Below are 26030 nucleotides of genomic sequence, written 5' to 3' on the forward strand. Positions count from 1 at the left end.
AACTCTGTGTTCCGCACGAAAAGGTGAGCGATATTGTACCTCAGTTCCACTAGTGGGAATCTAAAGTCTCTCCCTATGCCACCATGGCGTTGTGAATCCTCTGCCTGAGGGGCAGGCGGACTGTAAACGTGCTGCCCTGTCCCGGCGAGCTATTTACCGAAATGTCACCACCATGCGCCTCTAGAATCCGGCGCACGATGGCCAAACCGAGCCCCGATCCCGGCCTGCTCGAATTGCCCCTCACCCTTGCGAACTCGTCGAAAATCATCTCCTGGTACTCCGGAGCGATGCCAATTCCAGTGTCGCTTACATGAATCGTCACCCTGCCGTTTTCTAATGTTCCGCCAAAGATCGAAACAACGCCATCTGCATCCGTGTACTTCAAGGCATTACTCACCAGGTTAACGAATACCTGCTCTATCCGCTCCGGGTCCACCTCGATCTGCGGAATGGAGGGATCCAGGTTCAAATCCATCTTCAATCCTCGCCGGTGTGCCTCTGCCTCGAACAACTTCACCACTCCGCGCAACGACTGCCCGATATCGCACGCCGAAACCTGCAATCGAATCTTTCCCGATTGCAACTGCGACAAATCCAGCATCGAGTTCACCAACCGCATCAGCCGTTTACATGCCGAGAGCGACTCGCGCAACAACCCCCGCTCTTCCGCCGTCAACCGCTCCAGCGCCGACTCTTCGATCATCGCGTTGTATCCAAGAATGATGCTCAGTGGAGTTCTCAACTCGTGCGTCGCCACACTGAGGAATTGTGACTTCAGCACATCCACTTCCTGCAGTCTTCGGTTCGCCGACGCCAGCACGGAATTGCTCTGCCGCAGCTCTTCAATCACAGCCAGGCGATCGAGCGCCACGACCGCCTGCCGCGCCAACCCGCACAGGAACCGCTGCCACGAAGCATGGAACTCAAACTGCTCCGTCCCGTGATCGACATACAACACGCCCGTCAGATGATCGTTCGCCAGTCCCGGAACCAACGCGATGCTCGCCGCACCAAGCATCTCCCGTGCCCCACTTTTGCCGTAGTCAGCAGAAGTGGGTTCAGACGTGGGTCGATTCTCCAGCACGACTTCTCCACTCGCTAACCGCAAAGTGACCGTCGGCGTAAACAGCGCCGCGAACCGTCCCGGCGCTTCCACCGTGCCATCGCTCTTCACCGGGAACCAGATCGCGCGAGAAGTCCCCAAAACCTGCGTTGCCGCTTTAACAATTACCGACTGAATCGCCTGTTCCGTCGTGGCCAGCGTCAGCTCATTGCTGACTCGATACAGCGTGTCGATTTCCGAAAATCTCTTCCGCTCCAGCGATCGCTCGACAGCTTGCTTCAATTCCTCGACCGCAACCGGCTTCAGCAGATACTCATATGCCCCCAGCCGCACCGCTTCCGTTGCGCTGTCGACCGAACCGTACCCGGTCATCATTACTGTCACCGTCTGCGGCGAGTGCTTCCGCACTTCTTCAAGCAGCGCGAGCCCATCCATTCCCTCCATCTTTAAATCGGTAAGCACGAGATCGTAGGTAGAGTGGTGCAACGCCTTCAGCGCTGATAGTCCATCCGGCTCTGCGTCCACGTCATACCCTTGCCGGACAAGGATCTCCTTGACCGTCATCAGGATATTGGGTTCGTCGTCAACAAGAAGAATGCGGGCGCGGACAGGGGTCATGCGATCTCCGGCACGTTAGTTGGATGCCGTTCCCGCTGCTCGCGTTGGACAACTCAATCCCTGGAAAATGAACCCACACCGTCATTCCGGGGGAAGCCGAGGGACCCGCATTCTCTTACGAATGCCACAATCTCTCGAATAAAACAAAAGCGACCGATCTCTCGGTCGCTGTTCTGCGCAGATCAATCTGTTGTGGTTAGCTCGCTGCCCGCCTCTTACTCGGCGTGAAGTGGTACGGCGGCCAGGGGCCGCTCAGCGAAATGTGAATATCCTTGAACTGCCGCATCGCAAGGTTGTACCGCGTCTGATACTTCTCCACCGACTTCGACTCTATCAGGTGGGCAATATCCAGCAGCACCCCCGACTCCACCTTCTTGCACGTGACTTCTTCTTCCAGCGGATTGAACAGCTTGTGCACCTGCACCGACAGCGCCCGTGCTTTCGACTGCCGCTCCCGATCGCGCGACGCCTTCTCGCGCAACTGGGTCAGGTACTCGCTTCCCGGCCTCGCCGGCGCTGCATCGCTGACAATATGCTGCACCAGGTTTTCCGGCACGATCATCTTGATGTGCATCTCGGACTTGCCGCGCAGCCGATCCACACTCTCCGTAAACGAGCGCTTGTTGCCGCGTACAGCCTGCCGCAACGCTTCGTCCGACTCAAATATGGTTCCAAACTTGAAGGGTAAAACCGTGCGGTCACGGAAACAGTCACTCACCACCCGTGCATGGTCTAACACTGACTGCTGGGTTAGGGGTGTTCCCTGGGAGAACTCGCTCACCAGAACGACAAACTCGCCGCTCGGATAACCGAAAATCGGGGCACCGTTGATGCCGCTCAGGTTCTCAATTGCAAAAGGACGCCTGACACGACCGTTGGGAAAGGTCTTTTGTTCCGCAATGCAGTATGCGTACCACGCCATTTCCGTCACTCCAAGTCGTCCGCGGTACGGCAACTACGCCGCGGACAGTTAATATGGCCGACTCGCGTTGAACGCCTTTAAGAACGTGGGATAAGGTGAATCCTTAACTTGCTGCAATTGAAGCGGACGATCATCCGCATTCCCATCCTACTGCTCACAACCAGAATTGGCAACCAGAATAGGCCGTTTTTCTCGCTCAAAATTGCAATACCACTTTCGGAGCCCCGTGTTTACTCCCTCGGTGTCCACATCTCCGCGCTTTGGTCTTCCAGATGATGACCTCTGTTGTAACCCACTACGCAACTCTCTGCATATTTGCCGCTTCTGCTTTCCCGTAATCCAAGTGGCTCAATTTGAGATTCCCATGGATAACTCATTCCCAATGGTGCCCCCGGTTCGCTCCCAAACTGGCGATTAGCCTGAGTCTTCTGCTAGAACTCATTTGCCATCTGCAACATACGTTGCATCCCTGTCCTCTCGACGCCCTTGGCTGTGGCCTAAAATCCGCTCCCAATCGACATCTAAGCCACAGTAGAATGCATCCTACGGGTTCACGCTCGTTTGCTCCCGCGCGGAATGGCGGAGAGAGCTATTCGTCTCGGGAGCTTCACTGGTCCTGATCGGTCTGCGACTCGAGATTCGCAAGCAGCCCCTGATCCCTGACATGGAAACCAGCGACAGTTACGCAACTGAGAGCTTTGTCGTCGAGGTATTCACCGAGATCGACGAGCGCACGCTCCGCGAACGCTGGCGCGAGGTCAACGTGCTGCTCCGACTCAGCATCCTCTCCGGACTGCAGATGCAGCTCGATGCGACGCTGAGCATGCTGTGCGACCTCGCTTCCGAAATCATCTCCTTCGACCGCGGAATGGTTTACTTCTGGGACGAGGACGAGCAGAAGATGCATCTTCGCGTTACTCGCTCGGTCGTCGAAGTCGATCCCGAGACTTACGAGCGCGGCAATGTCCTCAATCTCTGGGCCGCGAAGCACGCGCGCCCGCTGCTCATCACGCTCGGCCAGAATCCGCAAGCCGATGTCGCTCTCCGCGCGATGGAGTCCGAGTCGTGTCTCGTGATTCCGCTGTTCGTCAGCAATCGCGTGCTCGGTTCCATGCAGTTCTTCGCGCGCTGCGCGAACACATTCTGCCGCGAAGACGCGCAGCTTCTCTGGATCCTTGCTCTCGTCTCGGAGAATCTCCTCACGCGCGATTACGCCAACGAAGGATTACTGCGCTACGCGTTTACCGATTTCCTTACGGGAATGAAGACGCGCGGATACTTCGAACAGCAGCTCGACCTGGAACTGAAGCGCGCCGAACGCAAGAAGTCGCCGCTCGCGCTGCTCATGATCGACATCGATTTCTTCAAAGCACTCAACGACACCCACGGGCACCAGGTCGGCGACCAGGTTCTCCGCGACATCTCGACCATCCTCATGAAGGACATGCGCGAGATCGATACCGTCGCGCGCTACGGTGGCGAAGAATTCTGCATCATCCTGCCGGACACCACCGCGCAGGGTGCGCTCCAGGTCGCACAACGCCTGCGCCGCGCCGTCGAACAAGCCAACTTCTTCGCCGGCTCGCCCGACCGCATCGAGCACCTCACCATCTCGGTCGGAATCGCCATGTACAGCCAGGACGCCCAGTTCAAACAGGACCTCATCGAAGCATCCGACTCCGCTCTCTACGAAGCCAAATCCGGGGGAAGAAACCGCGTCGTCATGTACGAGAAGCTGGCGAAGCGGAAGGAAGTGTCGTAGTTGGGTGGAGCAGGCCTTCACTCCTGCATTACCCGCGCCCAACCCCACCCTCGTCATCCTGAGCGGAGCAGGTTCGCGTCGCAGACGCGAATCTGCGTAGTCGAAGGACCTGCATTCCTCGGCAATAGCACGGACCTGCTTTACCACCCCATTGCGCCGGTGTATAAAGTGCGTCTTAGCGATGATTCGCACGTACTACATACAGATGGAGGACACCATGTTCTGCAATTATTGCGGGAGTGTGCTTCCGGCGGGCGCGGCGTTTTGTCCGAGTTGCCAGGCCAAGGCGGTCGTGGTCACGGAAAGAAAGCCGAAGGTTCAGAGTCAGCTGACGCTGCTGACCGCGTTGTGGTTCGCGATGGGAGCACTGCGATTGTTCGGCGCGCTCGTGCTATTCGGAATCGGGTCGTTCATGCTGCCGATGATCTCCCAGCAGCAACGTCAGCCAATTCCGTTCCCGGTACAAACGCTGCTGACGGGCGTTGGCATACTGGTGGCGACAATCGCGGTGTTGTCGCTGGCCGTCGGTTGGGGACTGTATCAGCGAGCACCGTGGGCGCGCATGCTCGCCCTGGTAATGGCCTTCTTCAGCCTGCTCTCCATACCTTTTGGAACAGCGCTCGGAATCTACACGCTGGTCGTGCTGCTACCGGCCGAGTCGGAAACGGAGTGGAAGCAGATCGCGGAAGGGTGAGCTGAGTCGGACGAGCGCAAGAACTTACGAAAGTCCCAATACGGGAATTGCACGTCGAATCCTCTGTGGGTTTCAAGAACACGTTGATTATGATTACATGCAGTGCTGGTCTTTTTTCGAACTGCTATCGGAGGAATTGCGTGCCCGAGGAACCAGATGTTCACCAAGGGGCGGGTAACGCTCACGAGAATGCAAGGTGGTCACAAGTATCGCTGGGCGATGGGATCGCTACTTACCGTCTGAGTGCTTGGGCACATTTCTTTGACTTTCTCGAAGAGGAAGTGTTTCAGTCTGCTTTGACAAACAAGCAGGTGTATATTTGGCGTGGTCAAAGGCGGTCGGATTGGAGCCTAAGTTCTTCACTGGACCGTTTTTTCGAAAAGATTGGGATTATTCAGAAAGCGCCAGACGTTCTGGAGACTAGGTCGACAGAACACCTCCGATCATTCAAGTATGCGGCCCGAGGGCGAAGAGGGCCGAATCCGCAAACTCTCGAAGGTGAGAACGACTGGTGGGCATTAGGGCAGCATTACGGCCTAGCTACCCCACTACTCGATTGGACGCGGTCTCCGTTCGCTGCGGCATATTTCGCGTTTGAAGAAAATCCCACTGATCAGACCGCGACTCGAGTGGTCTACGGGTTGGACCAGTGGGCCGTAATGAAGCGGAATGTCGATATAGCTGACCTTCCGAGTTTGGAGCAGGGCCGGGTACCAATCATCGAATTCATAGAGCCGATGTCCGACGAAAATCAGAGACTCGTGAACCAGGGTGGCTTATTCACGCGAGCGCCTATCGGGACACCCATCGAGCAGTGGGTCGCCCACGCGTTCGAGGGTATTTCGAGCCCCATTTTGATGCGCATTGAGATTCCAAATGATGATCGACTCATCTGCCTTCGGACACTTGATCGGATGAATATCAACCATCTCTCCTTATTCCCGGACTTGGTTGGGGCGTCACGTTCCGTAAACTTGAAGTCTGAACTGGGAGGCTGAGACGAGCGAATGTCCACACCGAGCTATGTACCTATTCTGAAGGGTAAAGAAGGTGAGTTCGCGGCGTTGGAAGCTCTTACCATTTTTTCCAACGATGTTCGCGATTCAATGATGCCCCTGATCGAGATTCCCGGCGTGCCGTATGACTATGCCAACGAGCGTCCAGCCCGGACGCTGGAAGAGCATGTATCGGCCGTAATTGAGCGAATCAGGAAATGCTGGACTGATCGCTCCTTGTACGTTGACCTTTCCTGGTTGGATGAAACGGAATCTCTTTCTGACGGGCAGGTAGCCTTCGGGATCGTTCTAGACGAGTGTCGTAGGCTTGGGATTCGAGCGATCCCGGTTCTCCCTCGCACTCCATCTCAGGAGACTCTTGACGCTGTGGTCGGATACTCAGCGACGAGCAGATTAGGAGCATGTGTACGTCTCGTAGTTGATGACTTCGAAGAAGAGGTCGACATTGAAGCGGACGTTTCTCGTTTAGTGACCGCATTCGGGACGCGTACAGCGGATTCCTTGGACCTTTTAATTGACCTCGAGGACCTCAGTTATGAAACGAGTCGTGCGTTACTTATCGTGCGGTCCATTTTTTCAATGATTCCTCGCAGAGACGAGTGGCGACGGATGATTGCAGCGTCTGCGTCATTTCCTGAAGACCTCAGCGATGTTAACGCAGGTAGCATCTCAACTCTACCTCGCCGAGAGTGGCAGCTTTGGCGAACTCTCCAGAGGCGCCCTACGGCTCTGCCGCGCCGAGATTTAATTTACGGAGACTACGCAATTGCGCATCCCATCCCGAAGGAGTTGGATCCTCGGACCATGCGGATGAGTGCGAACATAAGATACACGAGCGTTGATGATTGGTTGATCATCAAAGGAAGAAATGTTCGACAGTACGGATTCGAACAATACTTTGAACTGTGCAGAGTCCTGGTTGGAAGACCTGAATATAGTGGGCGCGGTTTTAGTTGGGGGGACAACTTCATAGAACAATGCGCTCAGGGGATGCAAGGCCCCGGCAACGCTACTACTTGGCGGAAGGTTGGGACAAACCATCACCTGACGTTAGTTGTGAGGGCGCTCGCCAACGCGTTGAACGCTGCTTCAGGCGGGTCCTGATAATCCTTCCGAGTTCTTCTTGAGGAATATCAAGCGAGAGTCGACGCCAAAGTAATTGCCGCGGCTTGCTTTTGATTCCCGTGACGCCAACTGAGACAAGAGCGTCGATGGCTTCGTCCCGCCACAGCAGTTGCGCTAGGGCGAATGAATCTGTCTTCCTATTCTTCTTTGCCTGCCGCTTCTTTATTAAAAGCACACCAGACTCAGCGGGTACCGCAATAGAAATCCCCCACCAATTTGGCACCATTTTTGCGATTTTGTCGGCGTGCTTGCGGGAGGTCACAACTGTCACGTAGTCGAAGACCCTGTTATACGTCTGCGTTTGGCCGGGCAATCGATTCAGGGTGTCCTGTTCACTCTTGATCTCGTAGCCATGAATACTTCCATTAATCACGGCTAGATCAACCCTAGCGAGCCCCTGGCACAGCCCTAACTCCTCAACGACCAGCGTCTCAGGATCCCGCCCATGCTGGAGCGTCATTTCCCGGCGTAGTTCTCGACGTATGTCTATATCACGCATATGGGAACAAGATGATGCAAATTCTAGCATCATCTGCGAGCTCGGAATTAACCAACTGAACACCGTTGGTCATGGGCGGCCTCGATGGGCTGATACGGTTGGCTCGTGCCAACGGGACTCGTACGATATCACCAATCCGGGCAATCTCATTTCATCACCTTCAGTTGCTATGGGCGGCTTCCGCTTCTGCGGGAAGCGTGGATTCGAGATTTGTTCGTCGAATGCCTGGAGAGGACGCGGCGTGAATACCTGTTTCGAGTTTACGGGTATGTCGTGATGCCCGAGCATGTGCATCTGCTGGTGTCGGAACCGAAGAAGGACACGCTGGCGCAGGCGCTGCAGGCACTGAAGGTTTCGGTGGCGGGGAGAGCGCGGCATTACTGGCCGGAAAGAGACGTCCCGCTGTGGCAGAAGCGCTATTACGATCACAATGTCCGGTCACATGAGAGTTTCACCGACAAGTTGCGGTACATCCATCGGAACCCCGTGAAACGCGGTCTCGTTGAGAATCCCGAGGATTGGAAGTGGAGTAGTTTTCGACATTACATGACGGCGGAAGTTGGAGTGGTGGAGGTTGAGAGTCAGTGGACGGCGGATCGGAGAAACGGAAGAACCCCGAATTTGTTGACGATTCCAGAGTGAGGTATGCCCACATCCGTTAACTACGACGGATGTGGGGCACCGAGAGAGTTGGAGAAGTCCCCAATCCCACATCCGTTAACTACGACGGATGTGGGGCACCGTCATGGGATATCCGATGGATCAAAACGATTAGAACCGTCTATTTCTTTTTCTTCCCGTTGGATTTCGCAGCTGCTGTGGCGGCGCGGTTGTCGAGTTCGCGGGTTACGGCGTAGCGCATTTCGGAGATGGGTGCGGGTTTGCCGGTCCATATTTCGAACTGGCGTGCGCCCTGGCGGGTGGCCGAACCTTCCTACGACACAGGCGTTGGGTGCCCGGTCCTTTCCCGTTCTTGGAAAGGGCCGGTTGACCACGAACCTTGTCCTCTCCGGGAATTCTGCCCGATCCCTCGGTCGACGATCACACTGTCAAGAGACGGACGTCACCAATTCCCCGCAAAATATTCTCGGCGCTCGAAATATAGCTCCCAACCAAAACCTCAGAAATCACCCTTCAATTTGATATAATGTACTCGGACAGAGTTCCATCGAACGGCGCCCTTTGCGGGCGCCGTCGCTATTTGGTGCTGAAGTCCGTTGTTCGGTTCACCCGATCTTCGGTTCTTCGGTCGTGCTCTACCCTTGTCGCGCAGCGACAGGGTGGGGTTTTGATCTTTCTCAACCCGCGCACCTGCTTTAACAAACAAAAGGAAGATGTGCGCCTTCCACCTCCCAGGATTGAAAATCCTGGGCTACAACCAGTCGTCCTGTGGACTTTTGCGTTGGCTCGTTCAGAATCTCTTTTGATGTTGCTTTTGATTGTTCGGAGAACAGCGGAGAGGGAGCCCGTATCTGGCGGCCATTTCCCGCCCTTAAGTCTTTTGTTTTCTATACCCGAGGATTTAAGACCAAGTGGCTCAATATTTTGCGATCAAAATCTCCGCAAAATATTGGAAACAAAGATTCGGGAAATAGGGGGGTGGGTACCCGGAACCCGGTACCTGGTACCCGCAGTTAGTGTTTCTTTTTCGCCTTCCCGTTGGATTTCGCTGCGGCTGCGGCCCGGTTGTCGAGTTCGCGGGTGACGGCGTAGCGCATTTCGGAGATGGGTGCGGGCTTGCCGGTCCAGATCTCGAACTGGCGCGCGCCCTGCTGCACGAACATTTCGACGCCGCTGATGGTGTGCAGCCCCTTCGACTTCGCGAGGGCCAGAAGGCGAGTCTCCTGCGGGTTGTAAACCATGTCGAAGATGTAGCGAGCTTTCAGCTCTTTTTCGTTGAGCAGCGGTTGGCCGTTGCCGCCCATTCCGACCGGAGTGGCGTTGATGATGACGTCGAACTCGAGTTTCGCGAGATCGGCTCGCTTGATCGTCTTGGCGTGCGCTTTCTTGGCCAGTTTCTGCGCCGAAGCGGGAGTGCGATTGAGGATGAAGGCTTCGGCGCCGCGTGACTTCACGGCGTGAACGGCGGCGCGGGCCGCGCCTCCGGCGCCGAGGACGAGCACACGCGCTCCCTGAAGCGAAAGGCGCTCCTCGAGCGGAACCGTGACGCCAGCAACGTCGGTGTTGAAGCCGAAGAGGCGTCCGTCCTGCCCGCGGACGACGGTGTTGGTGGCGCCGACTTGCGCGGAGACAGCGTCGGTCTTCTCCAGCTTCGGCAGGATCTCCTCTTTGTAAGGCATCGTCACGCTGTAGCCGCTCAAGGGGATCTCGCGGGCGCAACTGATGAGATCGTCGAGCTTCTTGGCGTGGAGCGCAAGGTAGACGGCGTTGACGGCTTCGCGGCGGAAGGCGGCGTTCATCATGACGGGCGAGAGCGAGTGTTCGACGGGATCTCCGGCGACACCGTAGACGCGCGTGGCGGCGTCGACGCTGTCGATGCGATAGACGCTGCGAAGCTCGGCGGCGGTGACTTGGCCGGGACCGGTTTCCTCGCCGCGGCCGGCGGCGGCGAAGGTGAAGACGCTTCCGGCGCGCAGGCCGAGAACGCGGGAGATGATTCCCTGCTCGCCCATGCAGAGACCGACGAGCGAATAGCGATCGTGGTTCTCCTGCAGGAACTTCATCATGAGGACATTGTCGTAGAGGCTGGTCGCCGTGGTGACGATCTTGTAGAAGTCGGCGGCGAAGGGCTTCATGCGCGCGAAGGTTTCGTCGATCTTGCGCGTGTGCTTGAAGTCGTGGAACGACAGGAGCATGGCGGCGCGGCCGCGAAGCTTGTCGAGATCGCCGGCGCGGAGGGCTTCGGCGGATTCGAGTTCGATGTCGACGATCTGGCATCCGGCGGCGGCTGACTTGAGGAGGACGTCGAGTTGCGCGGCGAGCGAGCCCTTGAACTTGCCGCCGTTAGGCGCACGACGGCAGGTGGCGATTACGGTGGCGTCGGTGCGGGTTTCGAGGAACTTGCGGATGCGCGGTGCGGCGGATGCGGGATTCTTCAGATAGTCGAGGCGGAACTCAAGGAACGGGTTTTCGGAGACGAGGCCCTCGGCCTTGTCCACAAGTTCATTGGGATCGGCGCCGGTGACGGCGATGCACAGTTTGGGAAGGCGCAGGCGCATCAGGCGCGCGGCGCTCATGTTGGCAGATAAGGACATTTAGCGTGTTCGCGAGGGAATCATAAGGATCGATGCAAATATATGCAACTAAAGAGTTTTTAATGGGGTCAGAAAGGGGTTGTAAGTACCTTTACCGTTAATACGATGCACTTTCGGTAACTTGTCAGGAAAATAAGCGGATGGTAGCGTTCGAATGTCGAAGTCCGTTCAGAACAAAGACTTAGAGACGGGGGCCAGAGGTTGGGGCGTTGGTGCCTAAGTCACTGGGGCGGACAGGGTTAGGTTGAGCCCACATCTACGAAAACGCGCAGATATGGGGCACCGAGGGGTTCGGGGTCTCCCGGGCCGGAGGAAACATGAAAAAGGTTTTGGCAGCCATGCTGCTAGCCATTCCGCTAATCGCTTTCGCGCAGGAACAGGAACAGGCTCCGGCCGCGCCGGAGGCGATGTATGTGCCTAGCACGAACTTGAAAGTTCACGAACAGGAGCCGACGTACTCGGACATTTACTGTGCGGGCTTCGTCACCAAGGAACACCTCTCCAACGCGGACCATGTGCTGGCGGGAATGAATTCGCCGCACGAGACGCGGTTCGCCGGTAACCCGTCGGGAAACTCGTATATCTACCTCTCGGGACCGGGATACGCGGTGGGGAACCGGTACTCGGTGGTGCGGCGAGTTGAGGACCCGGACCGGTATGAATCGATGCCGGGACTGCACAAACTGCTGAAGGATGCCGGCGACGAATACTTCGATATCGGGCGCGTGGTTGTCACGTATATCGATAAGGAAGTGGCAGTGGGACAGATCGAGTTCAGCTGCGAGCCGATGACGCCGGGCGACATCCTGATGCCATTCCACGAAAAAGAAATGGTGAAGTTCCGCAAGGGACACGTTGAGTTCGCGCGCTTTGCGCCGTATGGCGGCGTGACGGGACGGATCGTTGACGGGAAGGATTTTGACCAGGAGTTGGGAGCAGGACAGAAGGTGTACGTCAATATCGGAGCGAACAAGGGGCTCCATCCTGGCGACTATCTGCGGGTTGTAAGAAATTACGATCCGAGCACGATGTATCCGGTGGACCGGTTATCACTGTATCCGCCGTACTATAGCGATGAGTCGAAGCATAATGTAAAACTCACGAATCGCGACTATAAGAAGTTGCCGTACCGCGGAGTGGGCGAAATGGTAGTACTGTCGGTGACACCGGACACGGCGACCTGCATGATCACGATGTCGCTGGAGGATGTGCTGGTGGGCGACGTGGTCGCTGTGGAAAAAGAACAATAAGTTTTCTCGGGTGACTCCTTGCGCGGAAAGGCGGGCTGAAATTGGCCCGCCTTTTCTATTGCGCGATGCTGAAGGAATGCAGGTCCCTCGACTACGGTCGCGAGCGCGCCAACGACCGCGCGCAAACAACAACTCGCGACCTTCGCTCGGAATGACGGCAGTTCTTATTCTCAGTCACGGAGGGATTCGGCGGGGGAGGATTCGGAGAAGACTTCGGCGCTGAAGGCTTCGATCTCGGCGCCGTGGCGCCAGGCGTCGGCAGAAAGGCCGGCTTTGCGGCATGTTTCGGAGAGGAAGCGCTCGCGGTCCCAGCCCCATTCCATGGGCACTTGCGGCAAAAGCAGCCCGCGATGGCCGCGATGCGAAATCATGAGGCCGTGGCGGCCTACTTCGACTTCCTCGGGCGCGATGCGGGCAAGAGGCGAGAGCACGCTGATTTCGATCTGCAGCAACGGCGCTTCGGGTTCGCGAAGGGGCATGAAGCGCGGATCTTCGAATGCAGCGGCTGACGCGGTCTCGATCACCGTCTGATATAGCGGGCTCATGGCGACTACGTAGCCGATGCAGCCGCGCAGCTTTCCCTGGATGTGCAACGTGGTGAAACCGCCGCGCATTTCGGCGAGGTGCGCAGAGGGCGCGGGCGGTTCGAACTCGAGGCCCTGAAGGCGCTCGCGGATAGACTGGTGAGCGAAGCGGAGAAGCAGCTTGCGCTCGTCGGCGGAATATTCGGCGGAAGGGATTTTGGACTGCTCCGCGAGTTGTGAACTGGAACTCACGACGCGACTCCTATGTCGCAGGAACGTCGTTGTTCTTGTGGCGGCGGCTGAGGACGAATACACGACGCTTGCGCCGCTTGACGGCCTGACGGTCAATCTTGGACCAGAAGGCGACGAAGTAATCGATGGCCGAGATGAGCGAGAGCGCAACCATGAACCAGATGGCGATCCGCGCGATGAGGTGTACCGGGAAGATGTAAGGACCGATGGGCCAGTACACCCAGCGGTGCGCCAAAATGACGGCGACGACGGCGACGATCTGGACGACCATTTTGAACTTGCCGAGATCGCTGGCCTGGATGGTGAAGCCTTCCTGCGCGGCAATGGAGCGCAGGCCACTGACGAGGAACTCGCGCCCAATAATAATGACGGCCATCCACGCGGCGACCAGTTCAGGCGCGACCTGCACGAGCGTGACGAAGGCGGCGGCGATCATCAACTTGTCGGCAAGCGGGTCGAGGAGCATGCCGAGGGTTGTGACCTGGCCTCGGTGGCGTGCAAGGTAGCCGTCCAGCCCGTCAGTGATGGAAGCGAGGATGAAGACGCCCGAGGCGATCAACTCTCGCTGGCCGTGTGCCTCGGGAAAATAGTGGCTGCATAGGATCCAGATAAGGATCGGCACACTGAAAATGCGACCCATCGTGATGTAATTCGGCAGATTCACTCAGGACCACGCAGCGGGGCTTCAGACTGAATTATGCTCCGAGGCTTTGGATTAAATCAATTGGCCGAAGCAGCATTCCACCCGATTTCCCATAATGGGTCGGATGCCCGGGAGGAAGGAACGGAGGCTCCTCAAAGCAGGGCGGGCCCCCGCGTGCTCGGAATCTGTCCAGCAACGGGGAGGGAGGCATGGAATTGGATACATCAACACTGACGATTTTTTCGGTGCCGTCCTACCCCCGCAAATCCGTTTTGCATCCTGCTCCTGTCAGTCGCGTCGGCTCCCTGTAAGCTCCAAGTGCATCCGCACTGCATAATAATCTACAGAACAGACCCGGATTACCGGGCGAGTGCCGCGGAAGTCTTCTTACGATGCATTCGCCACAGGAAGGCTGGTATGGCAAAGGCCAGGAAAGCCAGGGCGGTCCATTGAGCATTCTTGAGGTCGAATGCCACGACCGGCGAACTGCCTCGGACAAAAAAGACGAAGAACCTCAACACGCTGAAGAGAATCAGGTACAGCACGAACAATGCGCCGTTGGGCATCTTGCCACGAAGTTTCAGCAGTATCCACGCGATGAGCAGGTCGCCGAGGAGTTCGTAATACTGATCGGGGTGGCGCGCGACGCCATCGATGGGCGCGTAGCTGTTCTGGTTTTCGTAAATGACGCCCCACGGCAGCTTTGTAGGAGTGCCGTAGTCCATGCCGTCAAGCCCGCAACTGATTCGTCCGATTGCGGAGCCGATAGCAATGGCGGGCGCAAAGACGTCTGCGACTCTCCAAAAGTTGAGTCGGTGCCGATGCAGATAAATTACCGAGGCGGCGATCGCTCCAAAGAGGCCGCCGAAGTAAGCTAGTCCGCCTTGCCAGACGGCCAGGATCAGCCATGGGTGGGTGAGGTACTGCATGGTGTCGTTCTGGGCGACGTAGTAGAGCCGGGCTCCAATCACGGTGCCGGCCGCGATCCAAATCATCAGGGACTCGAGGTTGGCGCGCAGTTCGGGAAATCCTGCAGCCCAGCGCCACACCAGCCATCCGCCCACGATGAAGCCCAGTGCAAACGTGAGGCCGTACCAATTGATAGGCAGGGGCCCCAGGTGCGGCATGGGGTTCCAGTCAATATGAATCATCTACAGGTTTGGATGCAGGGTGGCTCGGAAGGACTCGGCTGAGACACGCGGCAGGAATAGCACGAAAGGCCTGGAAAAGCCCCACATCTGCTAACTGCGGCAGATGTGGGGCACGGAATTTCCGAACAATCAGCTAGGCGTAAATTCCGCGCTGGCGGATGGTGTAGGCGACGCGGTCGATGGCGAGCATGTAGGCTGCGATGCGGTTGTTGACGTTGTGCATCTCCGCGTAACGGATCACATCGTCGAACGACGAAACCATGATGTGCTCCAGTTGCTCGTTGACCTGCGACTCCTTCCAGAAGTAGCCCTGCCGATCCTGCACCCACTCGAAATACGAAGCGGTGACGCCGCCGGCGTTGGCCAGAATGTCGGGGATGACGAAGACGTGGTTGTCGGCGAGGATGTCATCGGCGGCGGCGGTGGTTGGGCCGTTGGCGCCTTCGACTAGCACCTTGGCCTTGATCTGTGCCGCGTTCTGAGTCGTGACGACATTCTCGGTTGCTGCGGGAACAAGCACCTCGCATTCGGCGACCAGGAGGTCGGCGGTGTCGGCCTTCTCTGCCCCGCTGAAGCCGTGGATTACGCCGTTGCGCTGGCGATGCTCCCAGAGCGCATCTACGTCGATGCCCCTGGGATTGTAAAGTCCGCCGTCCCACTCGCCGATGCCGACGATCTTGTAGCCTGCTTCGTACATGAGGCGAGCGGCATTGGAACCCACATTGCCGAAGCCCTGGATGACGACGCGCGTGCTCTCGGGCGACATGCCGAGTTTCTTCATCGCCTGGTTGGTGACGATCATGACGCCGCGCCCGGTCGCCTCGCGACGACCACGCGATCCGCCAATGTTGATGGGCTTGCCGGTGACGACGGCAGTAACGGTCTGGCGCATGTGCATGGAGTAGGTGTCCATCATCCAGGCCATCACCTGCTCGTTGGTGTTCATGTCGGGGGCGGGAACGTCTTTTTCGGGACCGAGGAATTCGATGAGTTCGGCAGTATAACGGCGGGTCATGCGTTCCAGTTCGCTCATCGACATCTTCTTGGGATCGCAGATGATGCCGCCCTTGGCACCTCCGAAGGGAATATTGACGACCGCGCACTTCCAGGTCATCCAGGCGGCGAGCGCGCGAACTTCGTCGAGGTTGAGGTCGGGCGAGAAGCGAATGCCGCCCTTGGCGGGGCCGCGCGCGATGGAGTGCTGCACGCGATAGCCGGTAAAGACTTCGAGGTGCCCGTCGTCCATCCCCACGGGAATGTGGACGGTGATCTCGCGGCTGGACTGGCTGAGGATCTTCCAGAGACCCTCGTCGAGGTTGAGTTTCTGCGCGGCGAAGTCGAAGCGCGCAGCCTGGGCTTCCCAGGGATTCGTTTCTTGCGTAGTTACGGTTGCCATACCATCTCCGAGTTCGCAGCACGAGCCCAGAACCTAACAGGGCAGTTTCAGGAGAGGTACGGAGCGCACAAAGGCACCGCGACTGGCTACCGGCCAATCACGCTCGTGTGAAAGATCCGCGTCTGCTGAATACCGCAGATGCGGTGCGCACCCCTTTTTGACCCCACTCCTGGCTGAACAAACTCAGTAGTATATGCATGGGGTTTGAGGGGAAGCAAGGAGCATGAACCTCCGTGTGTGATGGGAATCATGGGAATAACCGAGGTTGGTGATCCCGAAGAAAGCAAGATGCAGGTCCCTCGACTGCGTTCGCGAGCGCTGAACCCACTTGCTAACTGCGGCAGATGTGGGGCACGAAATGTAATTCGCGATCTTCGCTCAGGATAACGACACGCAGAAGAGCTATTTCACTTCGGAGTAGTCGATGATTTTTGCGTCGGCGGAGAACTTGCGCCAGTCGCGGAAGGTCACGTCGATATCCTGATTGACTTGCTTGAAGAGGCCGACGCGCGCATCGAGGTTAAATTTGATTTCGCTGGGGACCCAGACGCCGTCGCGGAAGAGATGCTGCTCGACCTGTACGCGCGTACCGGGGTGAACGCGCGCGAGGAACCAGCCGAAGCTCACGGTGTCGGTAAACTCGGCGTCGATTTTGACCCAGTGGGTGGAGGCGACATCGATCCACATCTTGCCGCGCGTCTTCTTCAGTATCTTGCCTTCGCGTGATTTGGGACGGTAGTCGGCGCGGGGCGTGCCGCTGATGACGTAGGCGGGGCGGCCGTTGACCGTGTCCTCGCCGTCGAAGGTGAAGTTGAAGGCGTTCGCGACTTCGGTGACGAACTCGCGAGCCTTGCGGCTGTTCTCCTCGAATTTCGCGATGCGCTTCTGGCGGTCGGCGGGCGATTCGTTCTCTAACTTCTCGACGGCTTTGTCGAACTTGGCGTCTTCCTTCTTCTGCTCCTCGGGGCTGAGCGGCTTGTCGTTGCGTTCGAGGATGTGCTCCATGCGGCGTCCGTAAAGGATCAGGATCTCGCGGGTAACGGAGTCCGTGCTTTTGACATTGCCCTGCTTGTCGAGGTGCTGCACCACTTGGCGCTCGATGTGAGTGAGGTCCTTCTGCTTCTGGTAATTCTCCTGATCGTTGAGCATGGCGCGACGAACGAGGTCGCGGAGTTCATCCTGAGAAAAGTGTTTTTTCGTTAAGGCGTCGGTGGGAGCGGCCAGAGCCGTGGTTGGTTGTTGGGCGTTTTGAGAGGGTATGGGGTTTTGGGGTCCGGGCGGAGGGGTTTGTTGGGCCGTGGAAAAGGTCGCGCAGAAGAAAAGGAAAAGAAGAGCGATGAGTCGGATTCGGTGCATGCTGCGCTTTTAACGACGAGACTAGTTTAGCCCAAAATAGCGACCCGCCACTGAAAGTGGCGGGCTGGAAGCAGTGGCCCTTGCGGGCCTCGTGCAGAACTACTCTCCGGCAACGGTCATGCCATCGATGCGGAGCGTGGGACAGGCCAGGGCGCCGCGGAATTCGAGGTCGTTGCCGATTTCCGAGATGTTATTGAGCATGTCTTTCAAGTTGCCGGCGACAGTAATCTCTTCGACCGGGTAAGTGAGTTCGCCGTTTTCGATCCACAGGCCCGAGGCGCCACGAGAGAAGTCGCCGGTGACGAGGTTGACACCGAAGCCGAGGAATTCCGTTACCAACAGGCCTTCCTTGATGTCGCCGATGATTTCTTTTGGCGAGTGCGTGCCCGGATTGAGGAAGAAGTTGCCGGAACCGATGCCGGGAGTTCCGGCGAGTCCGCGCGCGGCGTTGCCGGTGGTCTTCATGCCGAGCTTGCGTGCGGTATAGCAGTTCAGGAGATACGATTTCAACTCGCCGTTTTCGACGACGACGGTGCGGCGCGAGGGAACGCCTTCGGAGTCGAACGGGCTGGTGCCGAAGCCGCCGACGATGGTTCCGTCATCGATGATCGTGATGTTGGAGCCGGCGATCTTCTGGCCGAGCTTGTCGGCGAGGAACGATGCCTTTCGATAGACGGCATCGCCCGTTACGGCTTCGAAGATGTGATCAAGCAGAGCCTTGGAAATATTGCAGTCGAAGACGATTGGGACGCGAGCGGTTTTCACCTTGCGTGAGCCGATACGGCGCAGCGTGCGCTCGGCGGCGATGCGTCCGACTTCTTCGGGTGATTCGAGTTTGCTCAGCGTGCGCGAGACCGAGTACCAGTAGTCGCGCTGCATGTTGCCCTTGTCGTCCTGCGCGATGGGCACGGCGGATATGGAGCAGTAGGAGCGCTGGTAGTCACCGACGAAGCCGTGCGAGTTCGCCATGACCTTGCGGCCGAGCGCGGCATCGAAGGTGCCGCCTTCGGAGTTCTTGATCCGCGGGTCGGCAGTAATCGCGGCCTTCTCGGCGCGACGCGCGTAGTCGATGCGATCGGCGTTGGAGAGCGAGTAGACGTCGTCGTAATAAAGATCGAGGTCGCCGGGGAGCGAACCGAGTTCGTCGGGCTCGGGAATGCCGCTGAAGGGATCTTCGGATGTGATCCTGGCGAGTTCGAGCGCGCTGCGAACCATGCCGCGCACACCTTCGACGGAGAGATCGCTGGTCCATGTGCTGGCGGCACGTTTGCCGCGAAAGACTCGGACGCCGAGGGCTTTGCTGCCGGATTCCTTGAGGGTCTCGACTTCGCCGAGACGGACGACGGTGGAGAATTCGGAGCCGTCGCCAACGACGGCTTCGGCGGCAGTGGCGCCGCCTTCCATGGCTTGCTTCACCACGTCGGTGACGATTTCGCGAAGGTCGGTTTCTACGGCGGGGGCGGCGGGTTGAGTTTCAGTATTCGTCATAGTTCAAAGTGTTTATTCACCACTGAGACACCGAGGCACCGAGAGAATGAATTCTGAAAAACCCAAATTCGAGATCTTAGTGCAACGCGTTAAAGGGTCGTTTGCCCTCAGCCTTCGGGTCTCTGTGTCTTCGTGGTTTCTTAGTCTTTATCAATGTCCAGTGCCGCCCACGGTCAGGCGGTCGACTTTCAGGGTCGGGATGCCGACGCCGACGGGGACGGACTGGCCGTCTTTGCCGCAGGTGCCTACGCCCTCGTCGAGTTTGAGGTCGTTGCCGACCATGCTGACGCGCGTCAGGACGTCGGGGCCGTTGCCGATCAGGGTCGCGTTCTTCACCGGGGCGGTGATTTTGCCGTCCTCGATCATGTAGGCCTCGGATGCCGAGAAGACGAACTTGCCGTTGGTAATATCGACCTGGCCCCCGCCAAAATTGACAGCGTAGAGGCCGCGCTTCACCGAACGAATGATGTCGTCGGGCGAATCGTCACCGCTCAACATATAGGTGTTCGTCATGCGCGGCATGGGAATGTGCTCGTAGCTCTCGCGACGGCCGTTGCCGGTGTTGCCCATGTTCATTAGGCGAGCGGAGAGCTTATCGGTGAGGTAGCCCTTGAGGATTCCCTTCTCGATCAGAACAGTGTCCGAGGTCGGATTGCCCTCGTCGTCGATGTTGAGCGAGCCACGGCGGCCGGGAACGGTGCCGTTGTCGACAACCGTGCACTTCTCGCTGGCGACACGCTTGCCCAGCAGTCCGGTGAAGGCCGAGGTCTGCTTGCGGTTGAAGTCGGCTTCAAGGCCGTGACCGATGGCTTCGTGAAGAAGAATGCCGGGCCAGCCGGGACCGAGGACGACCTCCATTTCGCCGGCGGGACACTCTCGGGCGTCGAGTTGAATGAGCGCCTGGCGCGCGGCTTCGATGGCGAAATGCTCGGGCGTCTTCTCGTTGAGGAAGACGTCGAGCGGGATGCGTCCACCGCCGCCGGAGGTTCCCTTCGACGAATTCTTTTCGTCGCGGGCGAGGACGAAGACGCTCATGCGCGCGAGAGGCTGCGCATCTTCGGCGTAGGTGCCGTCGGAGCCGACGACGAAAATGTTGCGAAACTCGTCGGCGTAGCTGGCGCGAACTTCTTTAATCCGGGGATCGAAGGCGCGGGCGGCCTTGTCGGCTCGGACGACGAGATCGAGCTTGGTCGAAATCTCGGCGTCGACCGGGGGCAGCGCGAGCGGGTAGAGGTCGTGACGGCGATTCGTTTTCAGGTCGACCACCGGGGTCTTGGCCGGGCCGCTGGCGATGAGAGCGGCCGTTCGGGCGGCGTGAAGAATCTTTTCGGGCGCGAGATCGTCGGTGTAGGCGTAGCCGGTACGCTCGCCGCTGATGACGCGAACGCCGCATCCGGCACTGATGCCCTGCGAGGCCGACTTCACCATGGACTCGTCGAGGCTGAGAGCTGTCGAGGTCAGGTATTCGAAGTAGAGATCGGCATAGTCGCCGCCGGCGGAGAGAGCCGCCCCGAGGTAGCGCTCGACGTCTTTCTCATTCAGCCCGTATTTTTCGAAGAAGAAGCGTTTTTCAGGAGAAGTCACTAGGGTCACGTCTATTAGATGAGCTACCCGGCCCGGAAGGAGCAGGCGGGGGTGAAGTGATTATTTCATAGGTTGGGACGTTGGGGAGGTCAGCTCGATTTGTCTTTTTGGGGAGCAGTAGTATCAGATTCTCGCTGTCCGTGACGGGCTTCCAGCCAAAGTGGAAGGACTAACCCCAGCAGCACAAGTAAGAGCAGGATGAGACGCCCAAGATCGGCTTGCGAATTGTCGTGAAGATGTAGCTTCCGAACGGAACCTCTAGCATTCACTCCGTCAAAATCGCGACGAATCCCGCGTCCTAATCGCGCCAAACGCATCTACTAAGGCCAACGACCTCCCGGGTTTCTGCTTCTAACATTTCGCCGTTGGCGTCGCTGATGGCAATTGAGGTGACGGCTATGGCTGTCTCGACTGTGAATTTCAACTCTATTGGATTTCGCCTGAACGCTGCGCCCGCCGGGTTCGATCCCGCGCACGAACTGCCCGAAGGGTTCATGGAATTTTTGGCTCCGCTGCACGAGCGGTTTACGCCGTGGCAGCAGGAGCTGGGGGCGAAGCGCAAGCAGGTGTTGCAGGCGGCGCATGCGGGAAAGCCGCCGGATCATTTGCAGCCTTCGCAAGCGACGACCACCGAGTGGCGGATTGCGCTGCCGGAGTGGTGTCAAGATCAGCGCAACCAGATGACCGGGCCGGCGGATGAGGCCGAGTTGGTGGTGAAGATGCTGAACTCGGGCGCGCCGGGCGTGATGCTCGATCTCGAGGACTCGACGGTGAACGAGTGGTATCACCAACAGCTTGGGGTCGAGAACATCATGGCGGCGCTGCGCGGCGAGCTGACGTATGACGACAAGAAGCGCGGCCAGAAGATCGGGATCAAGCCGAGCAAGACGGTGATCTGGCTGCGGGTGCGCGGGCTGCATCTGCACCAGGGTGGCGTGATGAAAGACGTGATGTCGGCGTCGCTGTTCGACGTCGCAAACCTCGTGTACCGCGTCGATCCGAAGGAGCTGAAGCATCCGCTGGCGTTCTACATTCCGAAGTCGGAGTCGGCGGACGAGGCGCTGTGGTGGAACGAGCTGTTCAAGACGGTGGCGGAGAAGCGCGGGTGGCCGAAGGATTACATCAAGTGCATGGCGCTGGTGGAGTCGCATCCGCTGGCGTACCAGATGGAGGAATTTCTATATAACCTGCGCGACCACATTCTTGGGCTGAACCTTGGGCGGTGGGATTACATGGCGTCGCTCATCCACTTCAACCTGGAAGAGCCGCGCTGGGTGCTGCCCGACCGCAACACGATTCCGCACGACGTCGCGTTTTTCCAGAACCTGCGCGAGCTGCTGCCGGAGCTTTGCCATAAGCACGGGGCGATGGCGATCGGCGGCATGACGGCGCTGTACCCGAGCCGCGAGGATGGGGAGCTGAACGAGCGGGCGCTGACGGTGCTGGCGAAGGACAAGAAAAACGAAGCCAACTCACTGATGGATGGCGCGTGGACCGGGCATCCGGACCAGAACCAGATCGCCGTCGATCAGTTCCCTTACCCGAACCAGGTCGGAAGCAGACTTCCGAATGCAGAACGATATCCCGATCTGCGGCCGGTGCCGGAGGGCGTGGGAAAACGCACGCTCGCGGGAACGCGGGCGGCGGTGCGGACGGTGATTCGGTATCGCAATGGCGTGCTGAACGGCAAAGGCGCGAGTCTGCTGGACGGCTACATGGAAGACCTCGCGACCGATCGCATCTACCGGCTGATGCTGGCGCAGAGGCTCAAGCATTCGGACCAAACGCCGATCATCGACGAAGCCACGGGTGAGGCGATTCTGCAAACGCCAACGCTGCTGACAAAGCTCTTCGACGAGGAATTGGAGAAACTGATCGCGAATCCGGGGAAGGACCTGGGAACGGCAGAGACATTTCGCGAGGCGCGGCGGATTAGCGAGGGGATGGTTACGGGAGGGCAGTTTGATCCGTTCTAAGGACGGCGAAGAGGGCGACATCACATTGAAAAGCATAGGGTTCATGTCAGTTGACTGTGCCTGCTGAGGTACGACGAAAGTTCCACACGTTACGAACGATCGGTGCCGCTCGCGATTTTTCAGCGAATCTCGGACAACTTAAATTGCACCGCGGAAAGATTACAGGAACTTATTTCGAAATTACGGACAACTCGATATAACGACCTTTCTCCTCAGTTACTTAGGTGCTCTTTCTTTGGCACGCTCATTGCACCATATCTCCCCGCTATGACGAAAATCGACTTGTCTGAATTGCAGAAACAGCCGTTCATTCATCGATTGAACAAGGACGGGAGTGTCGACTCAATCTGCACGCGTTGTTTTGTGACGGTTGGAAGCGTGCTCGGGACCAGTACAGAAGGTGAGCTGCAGGATCACGAAGCGCGGCACCGATGCAATGGCCGTTAGGGCGAGAGTTTCTGCACGCCCGCCGGGGACCGCAGTTTGGGCGCCGGCCCGGAGTGCCCACATCTGCTAACTGCGGCAGATGTAGGGCACCAGACCTTTGAGATTCCACCAAATTCCAAGATTCTCAGACCCACCTTGGTGTCTCCGCATCCAACCACCTGCACGCCATGGATCGCTACGTTTGTATTCATTGCCATTTTTATCAACCTCCCCGCGAAAACCCCTGGCTGGAAGCGGTCGAGGTGCAGGATTCCGCCGAGCCTTATCACGACTGGAACGAACGGGTAACGGCCGAGTGCTACCGGCCAAACGCGCATGCGCGGATTCTCGATGAAGGCGGGCGGATTCGGCAGATCGTCAACAACTACTCGTCGATCAGCTTCAATTTCGGGCCGACGCTGCTCTCCTGGATGGAAGAGAAGGCGAAGGATACGTATGCGGCGATTCTCGAGGCGGATCGGCAGAGCCGTGAGTCACGCTCGGGACACGGGAATGCGCTGGCGCAGGTTTACAACCACATCATCATGCCGCTGGCGAATCCGCGGGACCGGCATACACAGGTCTTGTGGGGCATTCGCGATTTCGAGAAGCGCTTCGGGCGGGATCCGGAAGGAATGTGGGTGTCGGAGACCGCGGCCGATCTCGACACGCTGGAGGCGCTGGCGGACAACGGGATCCGTTTTACGGTGCTGGCCCCACACCAGGCGCGAGGGGTTCGCAAGCTGGGACATGGCGGAAGATTTCGCAATCTTGAGGGTGGGAAGATTGATCCAACCCGGGCGTACCTGCTGAAACTACCTTCCGGGAGAACGATCAACTTGTTCTTCTACGATGGCCCCGTATCGCAGGCGGTGGCATTCGAAAAGCTTCTCGACAATGGTGAGACTTTTGCCAAGCGTATTTTGGGAGGCTTTTCGGATACACGCGACTGGCCGCAGTTGATGCACATCGCTACCGACGGTGAGACCTACGGGCATCATCACCGCTTCGGCGAGATGGCCCTGGCGTTCGCGCTGCAATACATCGAGAGCCACGAGCAGGCGAAGCTCACCAATTATGGCGAGTTCCTGGAGGAGAACCCGCCGACGCACGAAGTCGAGATCATCAATAACACCTCGTGGAGTTGCGTGCATGGCGTGGAGCGCTGGCGCAGCGACTGCGGATGCAATACCGGCGGAAATGGCGACTGGAACCAGGTCTGGCGAGCGCCGCTGCGGGCTGCACTCGACTCCCTGCGGGATGAACTGGCGCCGATGTACGAGGGGACAGCGGCGGAGTTGTTGAAGTATCCATGGGGAGCACGCGATGAGTACATCGACGTAATCCTTGACCGTTCAATGGAGAACCTGGATGCGTTCTTCAGCGAAAACGCGACGCATGAGTTGACCCACGATGAGCAGGTGCGGGCGCTCCAACTGCTGGAAATGCAGCGGCACGCGTTGCTGATGTACACAAGCTGCGGGTGGTTCTTCAGTGAACTGTCGGGGATTGAGACCGTGCAGGTCATCATGTATGCGGGGCGGGCTTTGCAGCTGGCGCAGGAATTATTCGGCGACGGACTGGAGCAGAGGTTCCTGAACCGGCTGTCGGTGGCGATCAGCAATATTCCCGAAAACGGCGATGGCGCGCAAATTTACCAGAAGTGGGTGAAGCCGGCGCGAATCGACCTGCCGGACGTGGGGGCACACTACGCTATCAGTTCATTGTTTGATCCCCGGGAACAACTGAAAAGCATCTTCTGTTATGACGTTGAAGTTAAGCGGGAGCGGCGAAGCGTTTCGGGCTTATCCCAATTGGGGTTGGGACAGATTTGTGTGCATTCCCGCATAACCACCGAGGAAACCGACCTGACCTACGGTGTGTTGCGTTTTGGCGATCATAACGTCAGTGCAGGAGTTCGAAAACTACGCGGAGAAAAAGAGTTCATGGAGACGGCGGCGAATGCGCTGGGCGCGTTCCAGGCTGCCGACCTGCCCGCAACTCTGCGGGTCCTTGACCATCAGTTTGAAGGGACATCGTACTCGCTGCGCTCGCTGTTCAAGGATGAGCAGCGCAAGGTGCTGGGACAGATCTTGCGATCGACGATGGAAGAGGTGGAGTCGGCCTATGGACAGGTGTATGAGCATCATGCTTCGCTCATCGATTTCTTCGGTGAGATCGGCGCGCCGATACCGAACGTGCTGCGGCATACATCGGAGTTTGTGCTGAACGCACGCATTCGCCGCGCATTCGATGTCGAACACCCGATCCCGACCGCAGAACTTCGCTCGGTGATCCAGACGGCGCAGCGCGAACGGGTGATGTTGGGGATCAATGGCATAGGGTTTGTGATCTCGCGGAGGCTGAACCGGATGAGCGCGGAACTGCCGGATGATCCCGATGTTTTGATGCTCGAGTATTTGAACGATGTGATTGCGCTGGTGCGGGAGTTTCCGTTCGAGGTGGACCTGACGAGGATGCAGGACCGCGTCTACGGATACCTCGAAACGAAGTACCTGGACCATGCGGCAAGAGACGAGCATCAGTGGGTGCGGCAGTTCACAGAGTTGTGCGACCTGCTGAAGCTGTGCCTACCACGGCTTTCCGAGGAACCGGAAGCGTCATTGCGTGCCAGTTAAGGCTTTTACAGGCCACCCGCTCCAGAAATTTTGGAAACCCGCATGGGAAGCGGGTTTTTCACGCATTTCTTTCGAAACTTCCTTGACAACACCGCTGCTGCTGGCGCTTAATCGGCGCAACACAGGTGCCAACCTGCAGGAGATAGCATGAACAAAGCCGATTTGATCGATAAAATCGCGGCAACCACCGGCATCAGCAAGACGAACGCCGGTCTAGCCATCGATACCATGATTGATGGCGTGACCGCTTCCCTGAAGAAAGGGGACAGGGTGACATTGGTCGGTTTCGGCACCTTTGCCGTTTCGCAGAGGAAAGCGCGGAATGGCAGGAACCCACAGACCGGCGCTGTCATCAAGATCGCGGCCCGCAAGGTCGCGAAATTCACACCGGGTATCGAGCTCAAGAAAGCTGTTAATAAAGCGAAATGACG

General features: G+C 58.0%; 19 protein-coding genes. 8 read left to right on the plus strand and 11 right to left on the minus strand.

Features of this window, described 5'->3' with window-relative positions; translation table 11 throughout:
• Nucleotides 1-73 precede the first annotated feature (73 nt).
• Both ROO76_17670 and ROO76_17675 read right to left on the minus strand, forming a co-directional pair.
• A complete protein-coding gene (locus tag ROO76_17670; GenBank protein MDT8069996.1) occupies nt 74-1681 on the minus strand; it encodes a response regulator in 1608 nt (535 codons plus the stop codon).
• Between the two features lie 196 nt (nt 1682-1877).
• The gene (locus tag ROO76_17675) at nt 1878-2603 is read right to left on the minus strand and encodes a GvpL/GvpF family gas vesicle protein (GenBank protein ID MDT8069997.1); all 726 of its coding nucleotides are present in this window, start codon (nt 2601-2603) and stop codon (nt 1878-1880) included.
• A 664-nt stretch (nt 2604-3267) separates the two neighbouring features.
• Here ROO76_17675 and ROO76_17680 point away from each other — a divergent pair.
• The 3 genes from ROO76_17680 (at nt 3268) to ROO76_17690 (ending at nt 6057) form a co-directional block, all read left to right on the plus strand.
• Nucleotides 3268-4365 carry a sensor domain-containing diguanylate cyclase gene (locus ROO76_17680; GenBank protein MDT8069998.1) on the plus strand — a complete coding sequence of 366 codons (1098 nt, stop codon included), beginning with the start codon at nt 3268-3270 and terminating at the stop codon, nt 4363-4365.
• A gap of 217 nt (nt 4366-4582) precedes the next feature.
• Entirely contained in the window at nt 4583-5059 is a 477-nt protein-coding gene (locus tag ROO76_17685; protein MDT8069999.1) for a zinc ribbon domain-containing protein, read from the plus strand.
• Nucleotides 5060-5148: 89 nt separating this feature from the next.
• Nucleotides 5149-6057, plus strand: a complete 909-nt coding sequence (locus ROO76_17690; GenBank protein MDT8070000.1) for an FRG domain-containing protein — start codon at nt 5149-5151, stop codon at nt 6055-6057.
• Nucleotides 6058-7087: 1030 nt separating this feature from the next.
• Here ROO76_17690 and ROO76_17695 read toward each other — a convergent pair.
• On the minus strand, nt 7088-7732 hold the full coding sequence (locus ROO76_17695) for a sce7726 family protein (protein ID MDT8070001.1): 645 nt from the start codon (nt 7730-7732) through the stop codon (nt 7088-7090).
• Between the two features lie 72 nt (nt 7733-7804).
• On the opposite strand from ROO76_17695, the gene ROO76_17700 reads away from it, so the two are divergent.
• Nucleotides 7805-8341, plus strand: a complete 537-nt coding sequence (locus ROO76_17700; protein MDT8070002.1) for a transposase — start codon at nt 7805-7807, stop codon at nt 8339-8341.
• Between the two features lie 992 nt (nt 8342-9333).
• Here ROO76_17700 and aroE read toward each other — a convergent pair.
• Entirely contained in the window at nt 9334-10914 is a 1581-nt protein-coding gene (gene aroE / locus ROO76_17705) for a shikimate dehydrogenase (GenBank protein MDT8070003.1), read from the minus strand.
• Between the two features lie 317 nt (nt 10915-11231).
• Here aroE and ROO76_17710 point away from each other — a divergent pair, with 317 nt between their 5' ends.
• On the plus strand, nt 11232-12164 hold the full coding sequence (locus ROO76_17710) for a hypothetical protein (protein ID MDT8070004.1): 933 nt from the start codon (nt 11232-11234) through the stop codon (nt 12162-12164).
• Between the two features lie 170 nt (nt 12165-12334).
• Here the strand turns inward: ROO76_17710 and amrA are convergent, their stop codons facing one another.
• The 7 genes from amrA to tldD form a co-directional block, all read right to left on the minus strand.
• On the minus strand, nt 12335-12940 hold the full coding sequence (gene amrA / locus ROO76_17715) for an AmmeMemoRadiSam system protein A (GenBank protein MDT8070005.1): 606 nt from the start codon (nt 12938-12940) through the stop codon (nt 12335-12337).
• Nucleotides 12941-12950: 10 nt separating this feature from the next.
• Nucleotides 12951-13604: a CDP-diacylglycerol--glycerol-3-phosphate 3-phosphatidyltransferase gene (pgsA, locus tag ROO76_17720; GenBank protein ID MDT8070006.1), complete on the minus strand. Its 654-nt coding sequence runs from the start codon at nt 13602-13604 to the stop codon at nt 12951-12953.
• A gap of 338 nt (nt 13605-13942) precedes the next feature.
• Nucleotides 13943-14734 carry a prolipoprotein diacylglyceryl transferase gene (lgt, locus tag ROO76_17725; GenBank protein ID MDT8070007.1) on the minus strand — a complete coding sequence of 264 codons (792 nt, stop codon included), beginning with the start codon at nt 14732-14734 and terminating at the stop codon, nt 13943-13945.
• 133 nt (nt 14735-14867) lie between these two features.
• Nucleotides 14868-16130: a Glu/Leu/Phe/Val dehydrogenase gene (locus tag ROO76_17730; GenBank protein ID MDT8070008.1), complete on the minus strand. Its 1263-nt coding sequence runs from the start codon at nt 16128-16130 to the stop codon at nt 14868-14870.
• A gap of 402 nt (nt 16131-16532) precedes the next feature.
• The gene (locus ROO76_17735) at nt 16533-17486 is read right to left on the minus strand and encodes a hypothetical protein (protein MDT8070009.1); all 954 of its coding nucleotides are present in this window, start codon (nt 17484-17486) and stop codon (nt 16533-16535) included.
• Between the two features lie 99 nt (nt 17487-17585).
• Nucleotides 17586-18974: a metallopeptidase TldD-related protein gene (locus ROO76_17740; GenBank protein MDT8070010.1), complete on the minus strand. Its 1389-nt coding sequence runs from the start codon at nt 18972-18974 to the stop codon at nt 17586-17588.
• 150 nt (nt 18975-19124) lie between these two features.
• On the minus strand, nt 19125-20558 hold the full coding sequence (gene tldD / locus ROO76_17745) for a metalloprotease TldD (GenBank protein MDT8070011.1): 1434 nt from the start codon (nt 20556-20558) through the stop codon (nt 19125-19127).
• A gap of 398 nt (nt 20559-20956) precedes the next feature.
• Between tldD and ROO76_17750 the strand changes: the two genes are divergently transcribed.
• From ROO76_17750 to ROO76_17760, 3 genes are all read left to right on the plus strand, one after another.
• The gene (locus ROO76_17750; GenBank protein ID MDT8070012.1) at nt 20957-22534 is read left to right on the plus strand and encodes a hypothetical protein; all 1578 of its coding nucleotides are present in this window, start codon (nt 20957-20959) and stop codon (nt 22532-22534) included.
• Between the two features lie 614 nt (nt 22535-23148).
• Nucleotides 23149-25599: a DUF3536 domain-containing protein gene (locus ROO76_17755; protein MDT8070013.1), complete on the plus strand. Its 2451-nt coding sequence runs from the start codon at nt 23149-23151 to the stop codon at nt 25597-25599.
• Between the two features lie 147 nt (nt 25600-25746).
• Entirely contained in the window at nt 25747-26028 is a 282-nt protein-coding gene (locus tag ROO76_17760) for an HU family DNA-binding protein (protein ID MDT8070014.1), read from the plus strand.
• The last annotated feature ends 2 nt before the right edge of the window (nt 26029-26030 follow it).

The organism is Terriglobia bacterium (assembly GCA_032252755.1).
GTDB lineage: Bacteria > Acidobacteriota > Terriglobia > Terriglobales > Acidobacteriaceae > JAVUPY01.